Annotated in this window: 25 protein-coding genes; 23 read left to right on the top strand and 2 right to left on the bottom strand. The window is 47.6% G+C overall.

What is annotated here, in order from left to right; genetic code table 11:
- Positions 1-137 precede the first annotated feature (137 nt).
- The 3 genes from AAC022_RS25660 (at position 138) to AAC022_RS25650 (ending at position 4,303) form a co-directional block, all read left to right on the top strand.
- Complete coding sequence (locus tag AAC022_RS25660) at positions 138-1,508, top strand: tyrosine-type recombinase/integrase (protein WP_339735890.1); 1,371 nt, start codon at positions 138-140, stop codon at positions 1,506-1,508.
- Between the two features lie 71 nt (positions 1,509-1,579).
- Positions 1,580-3,544, top strand: a complete 1,965-nt coding sequence (locus AAC022_RS25655; protein WP_339735888.1) for a recombinase family protein — start codon at positions 1,580-1,582, stop codon at positions 3,542-3,544.
- Between the two features lie 444 nt (positions 3,545-3,988).
- Positions 3,989-4,303 carry a hypothetical protein gene (locus tag AAC022_RS25650; protein ID WP_339735886.1) on the top strand — a complete coding sequence of 105 codons (315 nt, stop codon included), beginning with the start codon at positions 3,989-3,991 and terminating at the stop codon, positions 4,301-4,303.
- 6 nt (positions 4,304-4,309) lie between these two features.
- Here the strand turns inward: AAC022_RS25650 and AAC022_RS25645 are convergent, their stop codons facing one another.
- A complete protein-coding gene (locus AAC022_RS25645) occupies positions 4,310-4,507 on the bottom strand; it encodes a helix-turn-helix transcriptional regulator (protein WP_228030378.1) in 198 nt (65 codons plus the stop codon).
- Positions 4,508-4,655: 148 nt separating this feature from the next.
- Between AAC022_RS25645 and AAC022_RS25640 the strand changes: the two genes are divergently transcribed.
- From AAC022_RS25640 to AAC022_RS25575, 14 genes are all read left to right on the top strand, one after another.
- Positions 4,656-5,951, top strand: coding sequence for a hypothetical protein (locus tag AAC022_RS25640; protein WP_339735884.1), 1,296 nt, complete (start codon positions 4,656-4,658; stop codon positions 5,949-5,951).
- Between the two features lie 494 nt (positions 5,952-6,445).
- Positions 6,446-6,637: a hypothetical protein gene (locus tag AAC022_RS25635; protein WP_339735882.1), complete on the top strand. Its 192-nt coding sequence runs from the start codon at positions 6,446-6,448 to the stop codon at positions 6,635-6,637.
- Entirely contained in the window at positions 6,576-7,145 is a 570-nt protein-coding gene (locus AAC022_RS25630) for a hypothetical protein (RefSeq protein ID WP_339735880.1), read from the top strand. Before AAC022_RS25635 ends, AAC022_RS25630 begins: the two co-directional genes overlap by 62 nt.
- A 1-nt stretch (position 7,146) precedes the next feature.
- Positions 7,147-7,515 (top strand): DUF1257 domain-containing protein, encoded by a 369-nt coding sequence (locus tag AAC022_RS25625; RefSeq protein ID WP_339735878.1) that lies wholly within the window; start codon positions 7,147-7,149, stop codon positions 7,513-7,515.
- Positions 7,512-7,706 carry a DUF2997 domain-containing protein gene (locus AAC022_RS25620; protein ID WP_339735876.1) on the top strand — a complete coding sequence of 65 codons (195 nt, stop codon included), beginning with the start codon at positions 7,512-7,514 and terminating at the stop codon, positions 7,704-7,706. Before AAC022_RS25625 ends, AAC022_RS25620 begins: the two co-directional genes overlap by 4 nt.
- Positions 7,707-7,732: 26 nt before the next feature.
- On the top strand, positions 7,733-8,371 hold the full coding sequence (locus tag AAC022_RS25615; RefSeq protein ID WP_339735874.1) for a hypothetical protein: 639 nt from the start codon (positions 7,733-7,735) through the stop codon (positions 8,369-8,371).
- A gap of 46 nt (positions 8,372-8,417) precedes the next feature.
- On the top strand, positions 8,418-9,914 hold the full coding sequence (locus AAC022_RS25610) for an AAA family ATPase (RefSeq protein WP_339735872.1): 1,497 nt from the start codon (positions 8,418-8,420) through the stop codon (positions 9,912-9,914).
- 25 nt (positions 9,915-9,939) lie between these two features.
- The gene (locus tag AAC022_RS25605) at positions 9,940-10,881 is read left to right on the top strand and encodes a hypothetical protein (protein ID WP_339735870.1); all 942 of its coding nucleotides are present in this window, start codon (positions 9,940-9,942) and stop codon (positions 10,879-10,881) included.
- Positions 10,882-10,891: 10 nt separating this feature from the next.
- Positions 10,892-11,143, top strand: a complete 252-nt coding sequence (locus AAC022_RS25600) for a hypothetical protein (RefSeq protein ID WP_339735868.1) — start codon at positions 10,892-10,894, stop codon at positions 11,141-11,143.
- A 108-nt stretch (positions 11,144-11,251) separates the two neighbouring features.
- A complete protein-coding gene (locus AAC022_RS25595) occupies positions 11,252-11,467 on the top strand; it encodes a hypothetical protein (RefSeq protein ID WP_339735866.1) in 216 nt (71 codons plus the stop codon).
- A gap of 223 nt (positions 11,468-11,690) precedes the next feature.
- Positions 11,691-11,909: a MoaD/ThiS family protein gene (locus tag AAC022_RS25590; RefSeq protein ID WP_339735864.1), complete on the top strand. Its 219-nt coding sequence runs from the start codon at positions 11,691-11,693 to the stop codon at positions 11,907-11,909.
- 83 nt (positions 11,910-11,992) lie between these two features.
- On the top strand, positions 11,993-13,045 hold the full coding sequence (locus AAC022_RS25585) for a hypothetical protein (protein ID WP_339735862.1): 1,053 nt from the start codon (positions 11,993-11,995) through the stop codon (positions 13,043-13,045).
- On the top strand, positions 13,032-13,595 hold the full coding sequence (locus tag AAC022_RS25580) for a hypothetical protein (protein WP_339735860.1): 564 nt from the start codon (positions 13,032-13,034) through the stop codon (positions 13,593-13,595). The genes AAC022_RS25585 and AAC022_RS25580 overlap by 14 nt, the downstream gene beginning before the upstream one ends.
- Entirely contained in the window at positions 13,592-14,299 is a 708-nt protein-coding gene (locus tag AAC022_RS25575; RefSeq protein WP_339735858.1) for a ThiF family adenylyltransferase, read from the top strand. The genes AAC022_RS25580 and AAC022_RS25575 overlap by 4 nt, the downstream gene beginning before the upstream one ends.
- Here AAC022_RS25575 and AAC022_RS25570 read toward each other — a convergent pair.
- Positions 14,244-15,791 (bottom strand): tyrosine-type recombinase/integrase, encoded by a 1,548-nt coding sequence (locus AAC022_RS25570; RefSeq protein WP_339735856.1) that lies wholly within the window; start codon positions 15,789-15,791, stop codon positions 14,244-14,246. The genes AAC022_RS25575 and AAC022_RS25570 overlap by 56 nt on opposite strands.
- 188 nt (positions 15,792-15,979) lie before the next feature.
- Here AAC022_RS25570 and AAC022_RS25565 point away from each other — a divergent pair, with 188 nt between their 5' ends.
- The 6 genes from AAC022_RS25565 to AAC022_RS25540 all read left to right on the top strand — a co-directional run bounded on the left by AAC022_RS25565 (position 15,980) and on the right by AAC022_RS25540 (position 24,291).
- The gene (locus tag AAC022_RS25565) at positions 15,980-17,317 is read left to right on the top strand and encodes a hypothetical protein (protein WP_339735854.1); all 1,338 of its coding nucleotides are present in this window, start codon (positions 15,980-15,982) and stop codon (positions 17,315-17,317) included.
- A 473-nt stretch (positions 17,318-17,790) separates the two neighbouring features.
- Positions 17,791-18,108, top strand: coding sequence for a hypothetical protein (locus tag AAC022_RS25560; protein ID WP_339735852.1), 318 nt, complete (start codon positions 17,791-17,793; stop codon positions 18,106-18,108).
- Positions 18,044-19,255 carry a recombinase family protein gene (locus AAC022_RS25555; RefSeq protein ID WP_339735850.1) on the top strand — a complete coding sequence of 404 codons (1,212 nt, stop codon included), beginning with the start codon at positions 18,044-18,046 and terminating at the stop codon, positions 19,253-19,255. Before AAC022_RS25560 ends, AAC022_RS25555 begins: the two co-directional genes overlap by 65 nt.
- Positions 19,256-19,381: 126 nt before the next feature.
- On the top strand, positions 19,382-20,605 hold the full coding sequence (locus AAC022_RS25550) for a hypothetical protein (protein ID WP_339735848.1): 1,224 nt from the start codon (positions 19,382-19,384) through the stop codon (positions 20,603-20,605).
- 1,012 nt (positions 20,606-21,617) lie between these two features.
- The gene (locus AAC022_RS25545; protein WP_339735846.1) at positions 21,618-23,885 is read left to right on the top strand and encodes a glycosyltransferase family 4 protein; all 2,268 of its coding nucleotides are present in this window, start codon (positions 21,618-21,620) and stop codon (positions 23,883-23,885) included.
- Positions 23,824-24,291 carry a hypothetical protein gene (locus AAC022_RS25540; protein WP_339735844.1) on the top strand — a complete coding sequence of 156 codons (468 nt, stop codon included), beginning with the start codon at positions 23,824-23,826 and terminating at the stop codon, positions 24,289-24,291. The genes AAC022_RS25545 and AAC022_RS25540 overlap by 62 nt, the downstream gene beginning before the upstream one ends.
- Positions 24,292-24,304: the final 13 nt, after the last annotated feature.

Below are 24,304 nucleotides of genomic sequence, written 5' to 3'. Positions count from 1 at the left end.
GAATCCCCCTCTCTCCGCTTATCAAACTGACCAAACGCGCTAAGTTGTTGATTTCAATAACTTAGCGTTGTTTTTTGCGCGACCCAATAAACCTCCTGGTGCACAGTTGGTGCACACATTGTGCACAGGAGGTTTTGATGAGACGACGCAAGAAGTCTTCACAACGAAAGCGCATCGGATGCGTTTCGTACTATCTTCATCACGGTGCCTGGTTTCTTTACTACCTTGAATATCAAGATGGAGTGAAGGTACAACGACGCCACAAGGTGGCTGACACTGAAGAAGAAGCCGCACAGATCGCAGCGCAAGTGAATGCGCAATTGGCTTCATCCAGTCCGACACCGTTTTCCTTTACGTCTGTCAGTTTCTCAAAACTGCGGCAGGCCTTTCTCAATCACCATGAAACTGTGGTGAAGTCCTCTCCGGCTACGATCAGGCGCTATCGATCGGCAACCCAGCATCTTGAAAACTATTTCAACGAATGCTGTCGATCTGACCTGGCTCACTCGATCCGGGCAGACCAATTTGTGGCCTGGTTGAGGAAACAGAAGATTTCCCCCAACGGCCATCCCAATACGGCCAAACGGACACTTCGCGATAAAGGGCTGCGTTTCATTTTGGAAGTTTGCCGGTCGGTCTATATTTACGCCGCCCAGCAACGGTTTCTTCCTCCCACTTTCGAAAACCCGTTCTCGAAAATCAATCTGGAACGGATGAAAATTGAAGATGCCAAACCCATCTTTGTCTTCGATGCTGAGGACGAATTGCGTTTCTTCCAGAAAGCAGACGACTGGACGTTCCCCATTCACTTTATTCTTGCCAAGACAGGATTGAGGTCGGGCGAACTGATCCATCTGCTGATTGAAGACCTCGATCTGGAAAACGGATGGCTGCATGTTCGCAATAAGCCTGAGCTGCACTGGAAAGTCAAAACCAGGCGCGAACGCTCTCTGCCCTTAATCAAGGAAGCAGTCGCCGTCTTACGTCGGGTGATAGGCGATCGAACATCGGGTCCTGTGTTTATCCGGCACCAGTTTGACGCCTTCAGTTCGCCTTTGGGGAACCTGGATCAGATTGAGCTTCAGGAACTGCTTCAGCAACGGATTGCTCATGCTGATTCGGGGAGTGTGCTCACTCTATCCCAAACCATGGAGGAGAAACTCGCCAGATCAGTCTGGCTAGAAGCCGGCGTGATTCGATCGGAGCGTGTGCGGAATTCATTTATTCGTACTTCCAAGTTGGCAGGCCTGAAACAGTCATCCTGCCCCAAAAGCTGGCGGCATTCTTTTGCCACATTGCTTCAGGATGCCAACGTCGATCCGCTCATACGCCAGATCACGCTCGGCCACAAACCGAGCGAGGACGCCCGTAGTGGCGGCCTGGGCATGACAGGCGTCTATACGCACACTCGTGCCACAACACAGAGACGTGAGATTGAACGCGCATTGCGCCTCTGGCCCCAGTCTCTCGCTTATGCGAGGCAATGGGCCAGTGCTAACAAAGTGTGACTCTAAACAGACTGACTTGCTTTAAACACATTTTAAAAAATAAATATCTAATAAAAACGGAGTGATAAACAATGAGCTTTAGAGAAGAAGTTGAACTTGTACCACGGAACGGTTACACCCTGGTCGTTGGAATTCCTGGGCGTATTTCTGGTTGTGCAAACCAGAAAGAACTCAGTCTGGATGATCAAGTTGATCATGGAAAACAGGTTGCCCATGAAATGTATGATGGAGAGATTGAGTTCAGGACGATCACAACCAAGGGAAAAGGTGAGCGACTTGACCGTCCAGAACTTATGGAGATTGAGAACTGGCTCAAATCAGATGAGTTGGATTTATTAATCGTCGAAGATCTTGGTCGCCTGGTACGTGGTCCGGCAGCCCATCGGCTTTGTGGCATTGCAGTCGACCATGGAACCAGAGTGATTTCACCCAATGATTTTATTGATACCAATAATGAAAATTGGGAGGACGATGTACTTGATGCATGTAAAGAGCATCTAAAACACAATACGCATACATCTCGTCGATTGAAATACAAACTGATGAATCGGTTTGAAAAGTTCGGAGGTGCCACTCCTTGTCCTGTCGCTGGATATATCAAGCCTGACTACGCCAAGTCGTATTCAGATTGGGCCAAGGATGAAGATGCAACTGTATTCATACGCAAAGGTCTTCAAATCCTCAAACGAACACTCAATGGCGAAGCCGTTGCGGAATACTTCAATGAAAATGGATTTTCACCAGGCCCCTATTGCAGAAAGGAAAAATGGGACGGACGAATGGTATTACGTTTCTACCGTAACCCGATTATTAAGGGGTTCCCCCAACGTGGAGAAAAGCATTGCATCAAACATCATGAAACCGGCAGGAGAATCTCAGTCCCCAATCCGAATGGCCCCCGTTACCGGGAAGAACCTCATCTGGCATTCTTCTCTCCTGATGAAATTAATCAGGTTCTCGAAGCGATAGCTGAAAAAAATGCTTATTTTAAACGTAAGAAGAACCAAAATGGTACTGATTCAAGGCATCGCGTTCCCAAGAAACGAACCCGGGCTTTTGGCCAGCATGCCACTTGTTTCTATTGCGGCTGTCATTACGTGTGGGGAGGCAACGGAATGACGGATAACCTGATGTGCTCCAATTCCCGCGAGTGGCACTGCTGGAACTCCATTGGGTTTAATGGGCCTAAAGCCGCACAAAAGCTGTTGAAGGTGATTCTGGACAGCCTCACGACTCTGGATGAAATTGATCCTCAGTTTCGAGAAATTGTGCAGCAGGCTCAAGCTGGTGGTCCTGAAAAGCTCTTTGCCCGTGAAAATCAATTAAATCGGGAAGGGGAAGAAATTGCACGTGAACGCGATAAGCTCAAAAAATTGATCAGAGAGATGGATGACTTTGATGGTAATTTTCTCTCTGAGATGCTCTCTGATTTAAAGGGTCGAGAAAAACAGTTATTACTTGACCGGAGGGCATTGGAGCACTCGAGATCCCGGCAACTTGATCTTCCGAAATCTACCTTAGAGCTCAAGGGAATATTGCAGAATCACCTCGAAGATGTCGATATCCACTCTCATGAGTTCGGTGACTTGATCCGGGAGCTGGTTCCAGAAATCCAGGTCTACCTGGTACGGCTCATTGACGGCGGTCATCTGCTGCCTCGTGCCAAGATCCATCTCAATCTGGCCGGAAGCATTCCCGATGCGGCCGCATCTCCAGAGTTACAGCAGTTACTGACCGGGGAACTGACTCTGGATCTCTTTGAGCCTCCTCAACGTGAACTGATCCGACCAGAAGCCGTCAAACTGGCTGCCGCCGGTCTGGAACAGCGAGAGATCGCCCGTCGTCTGGAAGGGAACCCCACCCAGACCGCAGTCTGGAACGCCTTGAAGCTGCATCAGCAGATGCTGGAACAGGGACTTTCAAGTCCTTATGTATTTCTAGAAGAACCGCCTGACGACTATAAAAAACTTCGCAGGCATAAGAACAAAAAGTATTCTTTTCAGGCGAAGCCCGGTTATCAGCGGACCCTGCTCTGAAAATGAATGAACACTCTAATTCCTACCCCGACCCCGGCAACTTGCCGGGGTTTTTTAATGCGCTATCTGAAAGGAACGATTTTGAAGACCAGGCAACCTAAAACTAAAAAGCGTCAAGAGCATCAACCTGGGCCAGTCCTGCCGGGAAGCCCCGTCCATCGACTATTACAGCTGCTGGCCAAATCGATCGTCAAAAAGTACGAGCCAAACGGCACAGAAAGGGATCGCACGAAAAACTAAATTTTGGCCCAAACCGTGTCATAATAGATAGGGGAGAGATTAGCTATTGAATAAGTGATTAAACCATAGTTTTTCCTGTTGACTAGAAAAAGAGTTCATAACAAAAAGGGCTGAGTGTCCCCTTAACAACCGCAATCAGTAATTCGTTCCGCTAATCATGCTCATTGACTTGAAATGAAAACAGAATTCAATGAAAGGAGATCGATGTTACAGAGACAAGAAATCATGTTGATCAGAGCCGCTTTGCAGTTCTGGTATGAAGAAATGGATCTTGATGACGCAGAGATGTTCGCGATCTATGCTGGTGTCCCCAAGATAGTGCCAAATTGGGGAGAGGAAGACATCCAGCGGTTGCGTCAAGAGTTACTGGCAGCGCGACTACGGTATGCTGTGTGCCAGCATGATGCAACTGGCGTAAAAAGTCCCCGCCTGTTTATTACTCCGGAGGCTGCCAACCAGGCGATGGCCGATGCTTCTGACCAACTGGGAGTCGTCCTGGTTACTGAACCAGAGGTCTAAGTTCCCTCAAACCCCATCCATCAGTTCCGCCAGGCTGATTTCGAGTGTATCGGCGATCCGTTCGATATTCCGTAATGAAAGATTTCGTTCTCCCCGTTCGATCCCGCCGACGTAAGTCCGGTCCAGCTCACAGGCATAAGCAAAATTCTCTTGAGAGTAGCCTTGCTCTTTGCGCAGTTTGCGGACCCGCTTTCCAAATCTCATCAATATGTCTGCTCGTTTAGTCATACGAGCATTTAACACTTGACAATGACGATAACACCACGGATTATAAGTATCATTTTTAAGTGTAAACTTGGACAAATAGAATATCGCTACACAAAAGTATTCTTTACTGAAAGAGGAGAAATCAATGTTACAACCATCGGGTAAAAGAAACTGCGCCATCGAAAGCATCATTTCGGTGAATCAAATATTTGCATTTGTATGCGTGATACCATTGGCTCTCACACTTTCGGGATGTGGCGGCGACACAACAGCAAGTAACCTCCCTAAATACTCAACCCCCTCCAGTAAACCCTTGCCTGAAGAATACCGAGTGCTTGCTTCACACCTCAGTATGGAGATGAAATCTGATCCAGGCCATTTTCGGGATAATCGCGAAATAGCGGAAATCATGGCGGATGTACAGTCCACCTTATTAGACTTACGTGAGATCAAATCGAACGATAAAGAGATTATGTATCTTTCTGATCAAGTCCAAAATGCGAATACCTTGTTCTTGCAATGTATTAACAACTTGAACGCCCTGCCAAAGCCTGCCGATGAGGGAACACTGTTTGTGGGTTCGATGCTTGATGGATTCTTTGGTAATTTTTTGGGTAGTTATCACCGTGGCCTTGATGCAGAGGCGAAGCAGAATGCTTTAAATGTAGAATTACAATCAGCTATTGCCGCGGTCGATCAACTTGAAGCAGCGCTACTGTTGCTTCCCAAAGTTGCTGAAAAGTATTCGGCAACCTTAAGTTACTTTAATGGTCGTGTCGCAGTCGATTTTAATGAATCTTGGGGAAACTCCGGACCAAATGATTGGCTTGTACTTCAGAACCGTGGGGAAACACTTAAAGATTGTACCATTGTGGTGCAATTGACTGGGGCAAGCGGAAAGGTTCGAAAAAACGTACATTTCCTAGAAACATGGCCATCGAATACCAGCATGTGGGGGCGGTATCAAAGCGGAGAGGAAGTCTTGGGACGAACAGTGGAAAAGACGACTGTCACACACGTGCAAGAATTGGACATTACAATCTATTCACCGCAGTTTGCCACCCAGATTCATTATGTTTATCAGGGAGCGGAAAAAGACAAAGACATTACACATATTTGTAAAGACCTGAGTTTTCAGGGGGCTTACCAACCTTACGAATCAGGGATTATCTGGGATACACAGCGTGGTGCTCAATTCACCTTGAAAGGAGTTTCATTTCTTCCAAAGTGTCGCGTTGATGTTACGTTTCGAAAAGGAGACGAATCGAAAAGCTGGTACTGGAATCATGATTCCTGGATGAAAGGAGAAACAAAACAGTTTTCTTCACCGAAGGGAGGTTTGTCATTTGATCCAGACAGGGTTGATTTCGAGGTTTCTTTTCCCAATACAAATTACAAATACAAAACGACTCTCACTGTCGACCTTAAATCTGGGAAATGAATTGAACCCCAAAATAACTTCAAGCGATTTTGTAAGAAGTCTGATATCCACCAGCAGACGTCGTATAAATGGTTTTGTTAATACGGTGGTCTGAGAATGGATAAGTGGGCTCCACGTTTTAGGGCCTTTAGTTTCTGACTGATTACCATGAGCACTTTTCAGATTGCCATTTTAAACCAGTGGAATCACCGGCCACCTAAATTTTGGTGAAAAACGTGTCATAATAGATAAAAAAACAGACAAAAAACCAGGAATTATGACAAGCTGGAAAATTTAGATCTCAGATACCCGTGGTGATTCTTATCACACTATCGGACGAGTCCCAAAAACCTAAATTTTGGCCCAATTCGTGTCATAATAAATAGGGGATGGATTAGCTATCGTTGCTGGCAGCCGATCTCCTATTCAAACTCGTCATCAGTATAAACGCCCCGCATTACACAGGAATGCGGGGCGTTTTGCATTTTCACCCCCCTATCGGAAAGGAGAATTGCTTGGAATCCATAATTTTAACGTTCGTCTCTGTCGCCCTGTTGCTGGCAGTCATCGCTTTTATCAAGGAGCGACGACTGCGTCTGGCGCTACAGGGTATTCTCAGACATTTGATTCATCGCTGGAGAGCACATGGAAAAACAGACACTTCGAATGACAGTGACGCTGATCTTGCTGACCGGGACCGGCTGTAGTTCTGACGAAAACGCCCGTGTAGCCGAACTGGCCACGCAACAACTGGAACGCCAGTCCGAGCAGAACCAGCGGATGGCAGAACTCCAGCAGGAAGTCGCCTCTGGTTCACGTGAGCTGGTGGAAGCGGATGCCAGGTCCCGGCAGGAGATGGTCACTCTGCAGCGCGAGATGCAAACCGAGCGAAACGAGATCGGTCACCAACGGGATCAACTGGAGGCAGAACGCCGCGAAATCGCTGACCGCCGTAACCGTGATCCGATTATTGCGGCGGCGATCACCAGGGTGGCCATGGTGGTCGTCAGTCTGCTTCCCCTGCTGATCTGCTGGCTGTTGCTACAGCAGAAGGTTGAACCAGCAGACAAGAATGAGATCACAGAATTACTGCTGGATGATCTGGTCTCAGCGGATCCACGCCTGATGCCACCTGCTACATCAAAGTCAGACAAACTCCGATTAACGGATTTACCCCAACCACCTGATACTCCATCAACAGAAAGGGAAACCTGAGATGTCACATATTGTCACGATTCAAACAGAAGTCCGCGACGCCGAGGCACTGGGCCTGGCCTGTCGCCGACTCGACTTGGGAGAGCCCGTTCACGAAACCGTTCCGTTGTTCAGCGGGGAAGCCACCGGCTACGCGGTTCGTCTCCCCGACTGGCGGTATCCCGTCGTTTTCGACGTCGGTCAGGGACAAGTCCGCTACGACAACTTTGAAGGTCGCTGGGGAGAGCCGGCCCAGCTCAACAGGCTGCTGCAACATTACGGTGTGGAAAAATGCCGTCTGGAAGCGCGCCGGAAGGGACATTCCGTCCTGGAGAACCAGCTCAGCGACGGTTCCATCAAACTCACCATTCAAATCGGAGCGGAGCATTGAAAACCATCAACATCATTTTTTCTACCGACGGTCAGTCTCGCATCGAAACTCGCGGCTTTACCGGCTCCCAGTGCAAAGACGCCAGTCGGTTTCTGGAAACGGCGCTGGGGAAAGTCTCCTCGGAACAGCTGACCGCCGAATATCATCAAACCGTCCAACACCAACCCAACCATCTAACACAGGAGAATTAGCTTTCGCAAATCAACAGGTTCAGGTCTTGCCTGAACTAATTAAAGAAGATCACCATTCAGTGCGTGTCTTAGTGGTCGTTGAAGGAATTCATGACATCGAATTCCTGACACGCATCTCCACTCTCTTACATACCGATGATCCTGCTCTACCTGATCTTGCCACGATGGAGCATAATAGAGAACTCATCTTTCTGCCGATCAGCGGTCATCCTCAGGCCTGGATCAGGAGACTGGCTCCTCTCAACCTGCCAGAGTTTCATCTGTATGATCGCGAGCAGTCACCGGTCACAGAACAACGTCAGCAAACAGTCGACACGATCAATCAACGTCATCGCTGCCGCGCCATGTTGACCAAAAAGCGGAGTCTGGAGAACTATCTGCATCCGCAAACCATTCAGGCCGTTGCTGGTGTGGCATTGGATTATGGCGATCATGACTGTGTGGCAACCGTTGCGGCGCAACGGATATTCGAAAGCAGTCATGGCAATCCTAACTGGAAACAGCTCACCAAGCGTGCTCGGGTGCGACTGACAAATCGAGTTAAGCACTGGCTCAATACCAATGCCGTCGAACAGATGACAATTCGTCTTCTACAAGAACGTGATCCAAATGGGGAAATCATTTCCTGGCTGGAGTCAATCATCCAACTGGCGGAAACCGCTTAGGCACAATTCACACCTTAATTTTCTTTAAACCATCAAGGAAACATCTATGTTACTATCAGAACGTCTGGCGGAGAACGTACGCGCCTGCTTCACCGGCATCTGGATTCAGAGCCATGAACACGATGAGGCATTGCTGGAGATGGCCCGGCTCTGCCACACTGAAGACTGGCGGTTACTCTCCTGGGACATTGATCGGGGCCTGCAGGGGACGGAACTCGCTGAAGACCGCGATACGTCGCTTCTCGATCCCCTGGCAGCCATCCACTGTCTGAGCAGTCAGGCCGATCCAGATCGTCCCACGCTGCTGGTCCTCAAGAATTTTCATCGGTTCATCAATTCTCCGGAAATCATTCAGGCTCTGACTCAACAGATCAATCTGGGGAAACAAGCACGGACATTTATTGTCATACTTTCCAGCCTGGTCCAGATCCCCACCGAACTGGAAAAACTGTTTGTCTGCCTGGAGCATGAGCTCCCTGATCGAAGTCAACTGGAAGAAATTGCCCGCAGTATCGCCACGGAATCGGAAGAATTGCCGGAAGGACTTGAGCTGGAGCGTGTGCTGGACGCTGCCTCAGGTCTGACCCGTAATGAAGCGGAAGGGGCCTTCAGTCTCTCGCTGGTACGACATAGCCGCATTGAAGCCTCAGTCGTACTGGAACTGAAATCCCAGACACTGCTGAAAAGCGGACTGCTATCACTGCATCAAGGATCGGAGTCATTCGCTGGACTGGGCGGTCTGGAAGCCCTCAAAGCCTTTTGTCTGCGGGCACTCCGTCCTCGGGAACAGGCTGTTACAGCTGTTCTCCCCAGAGGTGTCTTACTGCTGGGAGTTCCGGGAACCGGGAAAAGTGCGTTTGCCAAAGCACTCGGTAGGGAAATGGGGCGTCCCACACTGACACTGGATGTAGGAGCATTAATGGGCGCGCTGGTCGGGCAAACGGAGGAGCGAACGAGACGAGCTCTCCGGATCGTCGATGCCATGCAGCCAGCCATCCTGTTCATTGATGAAGTCGAAAAAGGCTTGGGAGGTGCTGCCTCTTCCGGTCAGTCTGACAGCGGTGTTTCGACACGCATGCTGGGAACGCTGCTCAGCTGGCTGAACGATCATACTTCAGACGTGTTTGTGGTCTGTACCGCCAACGACATCTCAAAACTGCCGCCGGAGTTTGTGCGGGCTGAACGCTTTGATGCACTGTTCTTTCTGGATTTACCGGGAGATGACCAGAAGCAGGCCATCTGGAGGTTGTACCGAAATCTGTTTGAGCTTTCGTCCGATCAAAGTTTACCCGACGACCGGCACTGGACCGGTTCAGAAATCCGGGCCTGCTGTCGACTGGCGGCGCTGCTGGAAGTTCCTTTGATCAAGGCCGCTGAAAACGTGGTTCCCGTGGCGGTCACTGCCGCCGAATCGGTGGCCCGTTTACGACGCTGGGCCAGCAGACGTTGCCTGTCTGCAGAACAGCCGGGCGTGTTTAGCAACGACGAACGTTCCGGCTCCCGTTCACGCCAGAATCTCTCACACGATCCCCACAGAAACTAAACCATACTCTATTTAAGGAGACAATATGACCATGACTGCTATTGATGAAGTTAATACCCGCACCGATCCCATTGATCGGCTGCGATCGACGATGTGTGCTACGCGCATCAGTTTTGAATGGTTTGGCACACGCAAGTCACTGACACGTGACCAGAAGACTCAAGCTGCCGAATCGTTTGGTGCAGAAGGCACCTTCCTGAGTGCCGGCAAGAAACTGTTGGATACGGGACATCCCCGTTTCCGGGCCGTGAATGCGGTCCGGCAGCGGGTGCGCTCGTACTGGACTTCCATCAGTCTGCCTTTTCCGGAACCCGGCATACGGTTATTGCGCCAGGATGCCCTGACTGCTTTCCAGGAGCAGATGCACCAGTTTACAGAAGAGCTCAACGAAGCGGTTTCAAACCTGGATGAACAATACCTGTCCCTGAAGACAGCGGCCCAAGAGCGCCTGGGCAGCCTCTTCAATGACGACGATTATCCCGTGAGCATGATCGGTCTGTTCGAGGTTTCCTGGGATTTTCCCAGTGTCGAACCGCCCGATTATTTAAGGCAACTCAATCCGGAACTGTATGAGCAGGAGTGCCAGCGGGTGCACTCGCGGTTTGAGGAAGCGGTCAGGCTGGCGGAAGACGCTTTTCTGGGTGAACTGTCACAGTTGGTGTCGCATCTGACAGACCGTTTGAGTGGCCAAGCCGATGGCCGGCCCAAAGTCTTTCGTGATTCCGCCATCGGAAACCTGCACGAGTTCTTTCAACGTTTCCGCTCCCTGAATGTGCGTTCCAACGAGCAGCTGGATGTTCTGGTAGCGCAGTGTCAGGGAATTGTGCAGGGCATCCGGCCCCAGGAATTGCGGAAGCGCGGCGAACTCCGGCAACAGGTGGCTTCTGGGCTGTCCGGAGTCCAGGCAGCCCTGGATGGTCTCTTAATCGACCGTCCTCGACGACAGATTATTCGAACTCCCAAATGAGGTGATTCACATGAAACTTTTGATCTCACCCAAAGGGAGGGTGCACTGCGTTTACTCAGAAGCCTTTGACCTGGCAACCCTCGGTCGACTGACCATTTCACGTGGCTCTTACGTCGAACCGAATACCTCCGGTCAGTGGTTGGTGGACCTGTCCCCCGTGAACGGACCGCGACTGGGACCATTTGCGCAGCGGAGTGCTGCCCTGAAAGCCGAAACGGACTGGCTGGAGCAACATTGGTTGTCTCCAGATACCAGTTCCTGAGAAGTGACTACTTAATTAACGACTGGTTTGCCCCGGTCTTGCAGGTTTGTTGCCCGCAGGACCGGGGCTTTTTTTGTTTATACATTTTTATTTCGAAGGAGACAACTGATGAAACAAGCAGACTTAAATCGGGCGGTTGCCCTAGCAACCGGCGAAAGCATGTCGACGGTGAAGCGTTTGGGTTTTTTACTGGCAGAGCCCGATGAAACGGTTGATCCGGATTCCGAAACGTCGGGGCCCTATGTGATCGACTGGGATGAACTGGAATCGAATCGATTGAATTCCGAGCGACAAGGAGCACGCCATGAACCCGTGGTGGCCTGATCTTCAAACGAGCGAATGCTGTCGAACTGTCCCAGAGGACCTCAGTGCACGATCCAATTCGCAGTCAACCCTGCGGCAAATGCTGCACGCCGGTCGCATCAAGGGACGTCGTGGAGTGAAAGGTAATACACGTCACAGGAAACGACGTCGCAAACGACGGCTGCTCACATAAACAAACATTGTGCGTTTTTAACCAAATCTAAACCAAAATAGAAAGCCTTTTATGAAACTTTTATTGATCAACAACGATGGCGGCGGGTTCGCCGATTATATCGATGTCCCCGCAGGAACCACGGTCGCACATCTCTTTGAACAGAAGATGGGGGATGCGTCAGCTCGCGACTACCTGATCCGCGTGAATCGACAGCCTTGTCCTCCGGACCAACAGTTACAGGACGGGGACCGGATTTCGATCACTCCCACAAAGATTGAGGGGGCGTGATCCCAGCTGTTGAATTTCCACAGGCTGTCGGGGCTTCGTTCCCGGCAGCCTGTTTTGAAGTCACTTTTTTAAAAGAGGAGACCATGAAATATCCACAAAAACGATTCTGGCGGGCTGCCAGTCGTATTTATCACTGTCTGGTATCGCAAGACTCCGCGACACAACTAAAACTGCCTTTCGAAGACTGGTGGCACTCTGATCGATTGATTCGGAAACGTCAGCAGGCACAACGCAGAGGTTGGGATTTGGCTGTCTTAAAACTGGAACGAGAACTGAAGACAGGTGTTGCTCAGTTAATTCAACAACTGACAACTCTGCACCGTGAATTGTCGTCGGATTCACTACAGCAGCAGATCTCCTCTGTTGGGGAAATCTATGCAGAACTACTGGCTATAGAGGAAGAATTCGGAGAGCTGCAGCTAGATCTCCGTGCGCAGAGTATTTCAGTCATCACAGAACGAATTGAACTGGAAGGCGTCTACCTGGGACCCTTTGAGATTTGCCTTGTCTATGGAAACCAGAACACTGATGGATCACTCCATTACCGGGTGATCGCCAGAGACCCCAATCCGGCAATTACCAATGACTGTGTCACACATCCCCATGTTCAGTCGGAAGTCGTCTGTGAAGGAGAGGGACAGACGGTAATACGCGGGTCACTGAAACAGGGACGTCTGTTAGATTTTTTCACAATCGTGGCCAGTCTGTTGCGGACTTATAACCCCGACAGCCCCTATGTGGCACTCGATGACTGGGACAGTGTTGAATGTACCGAGTGCGCAGATGTGATCTCAGCCAATGCACAGACACGTTGTGACAACTGTGAAATCACACTCTGCTCAGAGTGTGCCCGGGATTGCTCGGACTGTGAATGTCCATTTTGTCATGAGTGTTTGTCGCACTGTGATAGCTGTCACGGCAACTGCTGTTCGTCCTGTTTAAAGCAATGCATTCAGTGTCATGCCGACTGTTGTCAACGTTGTTTACTTGAAAATGAAAGGTGCTCTGATTGCGATGCACAAGAAATCGAAGAAACGAATGAAGAAAAACAGGAAACCCATACAGCAGAAGCAAACCCGGTTACCGCAACTGCGATTCAGCCCGACGGCCTGGGCGAAACTGTTGTACCTGCGTGATTATGGAGACACCGAAGTCGGTGGCTTCGGGATTGCTGTTGAGGATGATCTGCTGCTGGTGCAGGACCTGCAGCTGGTGGAGCAGACCTGCTCGGTGGCACATGTGGCCTTCGACGATGAGGCGGTGGCCAACTTTTTTGACGATCAGGTGGATGCAGGTCTGCGTCCTGAGCAGTTTGGTCGGATCTGGATTCATACGCATCCGGGCGACTGTCCCTTGCCTAGCCAGACCGATGAACAAACCTTTGATCGTGTCTTTGGTCGATCCGACTGGGCCGTGATGTTTATTCTGGCGCGGACAGGGCGAACATATGCGCGGTTGAAATTTAATGTGGGACCCACGGCTGAGTTCGAGATCCCAGTGAAACGGGATTACTCCCAAACATTTGATGGATGTGATCCAGAGCGTTGGGAGCATGAATATTTAGACCATGTGCATCCGCAACACAATCGTCGTCTGGCCCAGTCTGCTTTTGACCTGGTCACAGACTTTGATTGGGAAGAAGACTGGCTTTTTGCTGATTACGAATTGAAAGGAGGAAAGATTTGAATACATTAAATGCTACTACGGATCGTTTCCAAAGACAGAGTGATCTGATTCCGGCAGAACGGCTTTCTCAGGTTTCTGCAACAGTGATCGGCGTGGGAGCCATTGGTCGTCAGGTGGCCCTACAACTGGCGGCCATTGGGACACCGCGGATTCAGTTGATTGATTTTGACACGGTGGACTTGACCAATATCACCACTCAGGGATATCGAGCTCAGGATCAGGGACAGTCTAAAGTGGAAGCGACAGCCAGAGCCATTCAGGAGCTTGATGATTCGATTCAAGTAATGGTGACTCCAGATCGTTATCGTGCGTCAGTTCCTGTGGGAGAGGCTGTCTTTTGCTGTGTCGATTCTATCTCTGCGCGGGCGGCGATCTGGCGTTCTGTATCCTCTCACTGCCAGCTATTTGTAGATGGCCGCATGCTGGGTGAAGTGATTCGTGTCCTCTCAGTGGATGCCAACAACAACAACAACAACAACAACAACAACAACAATCATTATGAGTCGACTTTGTTTCACCAATCTGAAGCACAAACTGGTAGGTGCACCGCACAAAGCACGATTTATACTGCAAACATCGCTGCAGGTTTGATGTTGCACCAGTTCACACGCTGGCTACGCATGTTACCCATGGATCGTGACATCACAGTCAGCCTACTCGCAAGCGAGTTGATTCTGGGTCCTGATCCATCTCGAGAAATGTAGAACGTACTAAAGCTTCCGCCGCTGACTTCAGTTCAACATTACGGTTTATTACCGCTGCAATAATGGGCTGGAACTGTCTTTGGCTGGCTTCCAGATAACGTTCTCGTAACTGGTCGAGATGGGTGTAGTTGGTAATGGCTGCCTTGCTGACAGCATGTCCCATCAAGTACTTCCGATAATATTCTGGCATCCCGGCATTCATCATGGCCGTGCTGAATAGATGACGGAAATCTTTGAGAGTTGCCTTGGCTGGCCAGGATAGCTGGCCAGCCAGGCGATGAAACTCATTCTCAATATGATCGTATTTAATCCCACCTGCATCGTGGAGCAACTGATCCCGTATCTGCATTCCTTGCTCTGCAGTGATATTTGCAGTCTTCTGACAACGGCGCGAATATTCTTTTGTTAGCTGCTCCAGCGACTGATCTAATAAAGGCGGCTGTTCAGAACCTTCAAAAACAGCACGACGCCGAATCAACAATCCTATTTCTATATTTTCAGAGCCACCCTCCAGGATCGCCCGGATCGGTTCCAGCAAAGGTAACCTCTTATCACGCCTGCCCTTTGTCGTATAACTGATTTGGGGTAGGCAAATCACTTTTAACCATCCATCTGAAGTCAGGTTTTCCCGGAAAAGAAAGCAAGGTTCCGAAGCCCTCAGACCATAGAAAATCAATAACACAAACAGGTGAAGTTGGTAACTGTCGCACTTTTTCAAAAAATCAATCACCATTGGGATTGTAATGTCGGGTTCCCCGAACAAATCAGGGGCAACCGAAGCGGATTGACGAACTTTTCCCTGAAAGGGATTTCGGAAGCCTGATGGCATCAGATTTCCACGATCGGGGTCGGCCGCCCAGATATACATCCCCCGGACCACATCCAGTACGTAATCAGTCGAGGACATTGTCTGTTTCTGCGTATTGGGATGCCCATTGGAAGAAACCTGCAAATTCTTCAAGTATGTTTGAAGCTGTAAAACCAGATCACGATTGACATTAGTGATAGATGGGTATGCCGTCGTTATCAGCGGTTGTTGAATAAAAGTATGATAATGCTCCAGAGCTGAAGCGTATCGTCTGACTGTTTTCGGAGCGATTTCACCGGCATCGGCTCGACGTTGTAAGTGATTTTGATAGAGATCGAGTAGACTCTGGTGCTTTAGTTTTCCTCTCCCCAAACCAGATGAGCGAAAGTGTTTAAGACGCTCCTCAATTTCCCGGGCGCGAAAGATAGCGGTCACCAGATCACCGTCGATCCGTTCTGATAGATTTTTCTTTGCAGCAGGGTCCCAGAACTGAAGCCGAAAGTAGTCGTTTTGTCTATATATACGTACCTTTTTAGGTGACTCAATTCCGTCCGGGAAATTCTCGATGCGAATCCAGCGATGCTTGGCTTTATATTTCTCACACCAGGTCGAACTTTTCGCAACAGGTTTCAACTGTTTCTGGGAAAAGTCTTCTGGTTGGATGTCGTCTCTTTTACGAACCATGTTACGTGTCTTTAAACTGACCTTTTATTTTTTACGAATAAGTTTTCTTCCGATGAAAACCTTTCTGGTGGGGTCAGTATAAAAATTGCCGTTCACAACTCGCTTACAAAACGTCACAATACTTGTAAGAGTTTGAGCACAATTTTTAATGAAAGAACACGCGTTTGTAGGAGAGGTACAACAACGTTATGGATTCATGGCAATTAGCAGTACGAAGATACCTGGATATTCTCCCGCAGATGGACAAACCGAGGTCTGAATTTCCCAAGGCTAAACTTAAGGCCTGGCTTAGGAATGACGCCTGCCCTGTTATTGAAGAATATAGCCAACGTCTAAGGTTTAGAGAATGTGCTAACTGGCCTCTGACCACATTGATGCCCGGAGCAGAAACTTCGGAACGTCAAATAATCGATTCGCTGGAACAGGTCATCCTGGAATGCGCTAAAACCTTAACCCAATTAACTAAGAAAAAACTGGTTCGTAAATACCTGGAGGACCAGAATCCTTCCCGAGAGTACGTTAGCGAAGAGACTATCGAGATAACTGCTGGAGAAACGACTTGTGTGAAAAGAAGAATTGGTAATTCCAATGATTTAGAAATTGTCCTGTCTCAAGTTGAATATCTGTCTCAAATCAGCGACTTGTCATTAGTAAACAGTTCAGATTATTTTGCCCCAGTACAGGAATTTTCTAAGGATGTTGATGAAAAAAAAGTCCAACGTGGTGAACTTATAATTGCATTTAATTATGAGTTGGACCCTGTGGGAAATTATATGATCCGCTGTTTGCTGGAACGGGCCCGGCAATGGTATGAACTTTTGTCTAAAGCAAGATGCATGATCAAAAAAGCCATCAAAGCAACTGGACGCCCCTATCAACTGTTAGTCGATCAACTTGAAAACGAGTGGAAGAAACTGGAGGCGGACTGGTCGGAATGTCAACATTTGTTAAAAAGTGGATTTGAAAATCGCCTTAGGAACTCTGCAGTCGTACTCACTCAAATCTACGCTGCTTATGGACTGAAACCTGAACTGGACTGGTTATCACTCCCTGACAAAATCCTGAACCATGGAATTGAGTCTATTAGAAGTAGGCTGACTACGTTCCTGAATAAAGAAACAACCGACCGGGTTACTCATGCCTTGAGTGACATGAAAGATCTATATGGAAAAGATGAACAACAAACTGATGCCGTAGAAAAAGTAATTGCGTCCGGCGGTTTGGTTTTAATCAGGGATGCTGGAAAAGTTTATTGGAAAAAAAAGATCATTTTTCACAAACTCAGCGGTATTTCATGGAAGTTTCTGTATTCATTGGCCAAAAAAGCAAAATATAGAGCACCTGTAACTGAAAAAGATTTATATCCCAACGATTCAGTTTCTAAAGCTACAATGTCAACAAACTGGAAGCGTTTAGGTGAACGCCTGCCCGATTCACTAGTTGATCTGGTTCGTCCTGGTATTGAGACTCGATCCTACATACTCAGGTTAGATTCATCAAAAATCCATATTTTTGAAAAGTGGTAGCTCTAGTTTAAGTGAAAAAAACTGCTGCCGAAATACATTACATTCGAGATCTTGATAACTCAGTTCGCATATCATACTTTTCGCTGCCTGTCGCCTCCCCGTGCTATAGAGCCACATTATCTTTCTGTCTAAAAAAATTCTGATGGGGCAGACAGAGGAAGCTCAGCCAGTTTCCAGCACGGCTTATAATAATTCTTCCATCTCTTCCTGCTCTCAAAGAGATCGCCTGCAACGCTGCTGTTGCTTTGTTGGCAGCAACTCATCTGATGATTGAACCCTGTTTGGCTGACTTCTAAATCTTCATCCAATTCGGGCTCAGCGCTGTTTCTTGCGCCCATCCAAAATTTCATTTTCTGAATTCGGCCCCAAACTCTTACAAATATCTTTCCCCTTTGTAAGAGGTTTGTGATCGCCAGGTTCTACATTTGAGTCTGGAGAGGCATTCCAGACTCCTTACTTTCAAGGAGCATACTATGAGTGACTCTATTAACGAACGAACCAACACAAATGTCGATCTAATTTCAACACCTGAAAAGCTGGACAGAGTGGCAAATCTGATTGCTGAAGGAGAGTTTCCCTTTCCCACTGATATTCCACCTGATCAGCAGACCATATTAGCTGCTGAGGTAAGAAAAAGACGGCATCAAAGGTTGGTCAAATTTATCTGTCGGTTGATTGCCAAAGAACTGCATCAACCAAAAAGTCCTTTGAAAGGAGGCACCAAAAATGAAAAAATTCAAATTCGATCATCAATCCCAGTACAGGGTCGTGATTTATTTGAGAATGAGTAGCAAAAAACAAAACCAGCGTTCACCTGATCAGCAGGAATATGAAATCAATCAGGCACTGAATCGAATGGGGTTGACTTGGATCGTAGTAAAAGTGTATCGCGATGAAAACAAGAGTGGTCGGTATGAAAGAAAACGGTCCGGCTACATGCAGATGATGCACGATATCAAAAGTGGCTTAATGAAAGTAGATTTGATATTAGTAGATACGGCTGAGAGATTTGGTCGGTTAGATAATTTTCAAGCCATTCGTGACGAACTACAAAAAAAGCATGGAGTACTGATTCTCACGGCTGAATCATCTTTTGCTGACCCTACAACCCCACAGGGTAAAGCTTATGCAACTTTCGATTCCTTACGTGCTTCCGAGGAAAATCGGATTAAATCTCATCAGGTTGTCCGCGGAAAACGTGACCAGGTTCTACTGGGTTTCTGGCCGGGGGGGCCTAAACCTTTTGGGTATGCCATCGTTCCAGTCTTTGAGGAACGAAATGGTATTAAAGTAAAAATCGGATCAAAGCTGGAACCACTGTCTGAGGAAGTTTTAGTGATCCGAATTCTCTTTGAACATGCTGACCAGACGGGGTATGGACCAAATCGACTGACAAGGTATTTGAATGAGCATCCTGATATTCCGGATAAGTTCAAACCATTTAATAGCCCAACTGTCGGGAGATGGCTATCACAGTCATTATATCATGGCGAAATTCTTTGGAATGAACACTGCACTGATGTCGTGGATGATGCTCGCACTATTGAAAAGAATCCAGAAGAAGACTGGATTATCGTTCCGGGGTTCTGTGAACCTATCGTTCCTGAAGAACTGTGGAATTCAGTACAAGCAGTCCGGAATTTGCGTAAACGACCTCTGAAGAAGGAGCAGGATCAGAAATTGATCAAACCTGCTGCTCCGGGTAAGTCACTGATCTACCCACTCAGTGGCCTAGTTCGCTGTGGTACTTGCGACAGTTCTATGCGTCCGATTAAATCTGGCGGCCAGAGTAAGACTGGAGATACCTACACCTACTATGTCTGTCCTCGAGGCATAGATCAGAATTGTGAAAACAGAGCATACATTCCGGAAAAATGGTTGCGTGAAACGATCTTCAACTGGATAAGAGAGCAGCTTTTCCCGGACATAGAAGATTGATCTTCAGTGTCACTCTCACAAGGGGGTACACAGATTGAATTAAGACTTATTCAAACATCTTTTGTATTTGTGTGCTCCCCTGTTTTACAAAATTAAAAATATTTGAAATGTTATGGAGAATATATCATGAATCTAAACAATATCGAAAGTTTAAAGTGGTTCCAGGTAATAGTAGGAGAAATTAAAGCGGAACTGATAAAGCTTAATGAGAGCGGGTATAATGTTATCCCCGCACTGGAATCCGAAAAAAAAGATCTGGAAGAAAAACAGGAAGGCTGGTTACTTTCACTCAGCAGACGGGATCTTTCGCATACGCTACGGAGCGTCCTTGAGCAAAAGATTGAAGAAGCGACTCAAGCTAGTCAACAAATCGAATACAAAATTGAAAGGCTGGTGGCAAAACAAACAATACAAGACCAGCTCATTGATCCAAAGCAAATAGTAGAACGTTTAAAAAACCTTGATGAAGTGCTCCAGTCTGGGAATGCCTCTTTAGTGCATATGGAACTTGCTCAGCACATCGATAAAATAGTCTGTTCCCCCGATAAACGCGTATGCCTGCGGGCCTGTCGTTTAGGGGCACTGACTGAAGCTCTGCCGCATCTTACAGACGCTTTAGATACACAGCTTACCTGCTCGGAAGCAGAGATGAACGATGTAAAGGTCAAACCACGCAGGCGCGCAAGATTGAAAACTGAATATGACTCTACACGTGAAGATCTGGAATCTTTAGCATACTGGGTATCAGATCCCAATCGGTTTGAAGGTTTGGATGATCGTTGGTTCGAAGAAATTGAGTTTCAGGTCCCCACAGAGACTTCTTGGTATCAGATTCACGCTTCTGACGTCTTTCATCGACGTCAGGAAGCAGAGTTGCCGTATGCTAAACTGGCCGATGAATTCGGCGTCACACCTCCTACGGCGCGGGCAGCTATTGAATATTATCTGGATACCCATCCTGAAGCAAAAGATAATGTCAAGCTTCAGTGCGGTGGAAAGCGGCCGCCTAAGTTTGACCTCTCTAAAATAGGCCCTGAAGCGCGACCTTTATGGGAATCCGGTTGGTCAAAGTTGAAACTGGCAGGAGAGTTTGGCTGCTCACCTCCTACCATCGACAAGGCTTTGGAATGGAGTTACGCGCAGGATGGTCTTTCTATGCCGACGAAGGCAGAGCTACAGAAAGCAATATCCGTAAAGGCTCGAAAATTACTTGATGAAGGTAATTCCCTAGAAGAAATAAGTGACGTAATAGATTGTTCTGATGTCACAGCACGCCGTTATTTGAAGATGTCTTTTGAAGTGGAAGGAAAGGCCATGCCTGACCTGCGCCGTAAATCTTCGGGAACATAACAGGACACATGTATTGTTTCTTAGAGCATGATCCAGTCATCGCAATCAGTGAATTACTTTTTTTGAGGGTTATTCTATTTGCCTGTTTCATCGGTCTGGAGGCAGGCAAATAGAACAGCCTCACTTTTACCTTTGTATCCTCAGGTTGAGCCTCTGCATGGCCTATGAGCGGGCGATCAACATTGCCAATTATTTATATTTGGATCGATCCTGTCCAGATGCAAACGGGGCACTGATCACATGTAAAAGGATGTCACGGACGAAATGAAGTATCTGTAAGATAAAGCGGAAACGTAAAGCAACGCATCATGTCATGGGGCTGTCCTTGAGGGCAGCCCCTTAATGCTTTTTTTTATCTATGCCGCATTCGGCGTCAGTGGGCACGAATGGCTGGCTTCTTAGGTCAAGAATGTAATCTAAGCTGCATCCAGATCCCTGGTTCAATTTATCCAATCTTCTGGATGCATTGACCGCAAAATAGGGGACTCGAAGGATTAGGAGTCGATTTTGACGATTCTAGCAGACTCTGAAACATTGACCTAAATCATTTAGCTGACAGTAGATGAAGTTCTCTATTGTCGAGTGTAAAAGTTTGCGTTTTTAAACCGTACCTAGTCATATATGAGGGAGAATAAGAGAACCATTTCCTATTAAGTTATTTTTCTAAAAACCCAAAGCTCTCAAAACTAACGGTAAAGAAAACTGTCAGTTACGATTCGCAGTATCTTCTTTTTCCAGAGAAGATAAACAGCGATGTCCATGCATTGTGGTAAGATTCTAGCCAGTTAATTTGTGCATTTAAAATTCATTGTTTCACTTGATTTCATAGCCATCAACCGTAACATATAGACACACTAAACGCGGGGATAGTCACACATTATTTCGAGGCTTTTCTTGAAGCAATATTTGATGCCCACAACACGAAAACTCGTTTAGTACCCGCAGCTTTACAAATCATATTCTTCTCAAGTATCGCTTCTTGAGTTGAACTATATACTCGGTTGGAAAGTAGATGACAGAGTCGAAACCCCACATTTGCATAGGTCCTATTTGCCAAGGTATTGGTTTCTGGGAATGGACTGGAAAAGAGCTGGGGGATGAACTATTACAATACTTTGATATCGAATTTTTTGCAGACTCAATTCCTCATTGTGACCTAGCCATTGTTGTTAAGTATGACTTTCCGCAATTGATGGAGACAAGACCTTCGGATATCCCGGTTATTTATTGCCCTGTAGATTGCTACGAATCTGCGCGTGACATAGACCGTGACGGGAACAATCTGTTTCAATGCCGACAGATCATCACGCACTCTGAATCGCTCAGAAAATATTTCAATACATATGCGCCCGTAGAATATCTTGATCACCACCTGCGATTCATTTCGCAATCACTTGGCCCCAAACCAGAACACGGGCCAATTCTATGGACGGGTATTCGTTCGAACATCCAACCCCTAGTTGAATGGATTAACCAGAATCCCTTGCCCCGCGAATTATGGATTCTCACTAACCTGGATCAGGGATCAACAACAGTCTCTCCAACCAAACTAGGTTTTAATGGAGCTTCTACAGTTCGCATTGAGAACTGGACTCCCAAGAAACACGTTGAGTGGGCCAGACTCGCTAACAGTGCCATCGACATTAAAGGAACTGACTTCCGGGCCAGACACAAACCCCCAACCAAAGCCCTCGAGTGTCTCGCCTCTGGTTTGCCACTGGCTATGAACTCCGACAGTTCAAGCGTCAGACATTTAGCCAAACAAGGTTTTGAGGTAGCATCGGTCGAGGATCAGGAATTCTGGTTCTCTAATGAATATCGTAAGCGTACGCTTGAATTTGGGGCTGAGTTACGCAAGAGACTTTCTCGGAAAAACATCGGCAAGCGTTTCAAAACGATCCTTGATCGCATTTTAGATGATGAATCATCTAAACACATAAAACTAATTAATATCTCGCTTCCTTCAGAAAACGTTGAGACTCATCCCCCCGAACATGAGAACGCAAACCACCAACGATCTGTATCCCATCAGCCCCAGAAAATCGCCATCGTCAGTTTTCTGTATAACTGGCCGTCGACGGGGGGCGGCAATATTCATACCACCGAATTGGTCCAGTTTCTAATTCGTGCTGGTTATAAGGTGCAACATTTCTGTGTGCGCTACGATCCCTGGCAGATCGGCCAGATTGAAACCGGTGCCCCCATACAAAGCCGTACTTTGAATTTCACAACAGACGAATGGAAGGCGAATACGATTCGAGACCGTATTCGTAAGACCGTTCGAGAATGGGAGCCAGACCGTGTGCTGATCACAGACAGCTGGAATTTCAAGCCACATCTGGCAGATGCCGTCAATGAGTTTCCTTACTTTCTACGGATGCAGGCTCAGGAATGTCTCTGCCCCTTAAACAATTTGCAAATGCTTCCAGGGCCTCAAGGCTTAACTAAATGCGAAAACAATCAATTTATCAATCCGGAATCCTGTTTTAACTGTTTGATCAGAAATCAATCTGGCGAACTTCATCAACTCGAACGTCAGCTCAGTGGAGTCGGATCGACTGAATACAATGAACTCCTGCAGCAGACATTTCAAAATGCGGAAGCAGTGCTGGTATTGAACCCCACTATTGCAGCACAATACGAATCATTTTGCGATCGTGTTGAAGTCGTCACTTGGGGAATGGATGAATCCCGATTCCTCTGGCCAGCACCTGTTGACGAACAGTGTCCCTCGGAAATCAGTAACTCCATAGTTTCAATCATCTTTGCTGGACTAATCCATGAACCGATCAAAGGGTTCCCTGTTTTACTGGCAGCTTGTGAACAGCTCTGGAAGACGAGGCAAGACTTCGAATTGATTGTCACCTCTGATCCACCTCTGGAAAAACATGAATTTGTCAAATATGTGGGCTGGCAGTCACAAACAGAACTTCCCCGCTGGTATGGACACTGTGATCTCTGTGCCGTGCCAACCGTTGTCCCTGATGGCCTGAGTCGGACCTCGGTCGAAGCGATGGCCTGTGGCCTACCGGTCATTGCCAGCAATATCGGAGGGCTCCCATTTAGCGTTACTAATCAGAAAACAGGCCTGCTCTGTCAACCAGGAGATGTCAGAGACTGGACTAGGAAGCTGAATCAACTGCTCGATCACCCGAAGCAACTAAGTGCCTATGGAGAAAATGGAAGAAGGCAATTTGAAGAACGATTTCAATGGAAGGATGTCATCCAGCGCGATTACCAACGACTTTTCAATAAAACGAGACAACCTTTATTTAAATAATGATGACTTGGAAAGGATCTCCTTGGCGCATCCCGCACAACAAGAATTCTGCCACGAGGTAAAGCTCCGATTCCCACAGTTATTTCAGGATACACGGGTTCTGGAGGTCGGTTCACGCAACATCAACGGTTCTGTGCGTGATGAATTTCTTAATTCAGATTATATCGAAATTGATGTAGAGGCAGGTCCTGGTGGTCTTTTCTTCAAGACGTGCGCAGATGAAGGGCGCAAGGAGCACGGGACCACACGCACAGGAACCCGCTATGTTCCTGATGCCAACTTCGATCAAAATGTCAGCCTGCCTTTATTTCTCTCCTGGATCCAAGAAACGATCTTTGAGGAACTCTATATCAAACATAACCGAGAGGCTAGCGATTTATATTGCTATGCCATCAAAGCACAATAGCTTCAACTCAGTG

This window comes from uncultured Gimesia sp., assembly GCF_963976445.1.
Taxonomy (GTDB): Bacteria; Planctomycetota; Planctomycetia; order Planctomycetales; family Planctomycetaceae; genus Gimesia.
Note: the sequence above shows the minus strand (reverse complement) of the source record. Positions and strands in the feature narration are given on the sequence as shown.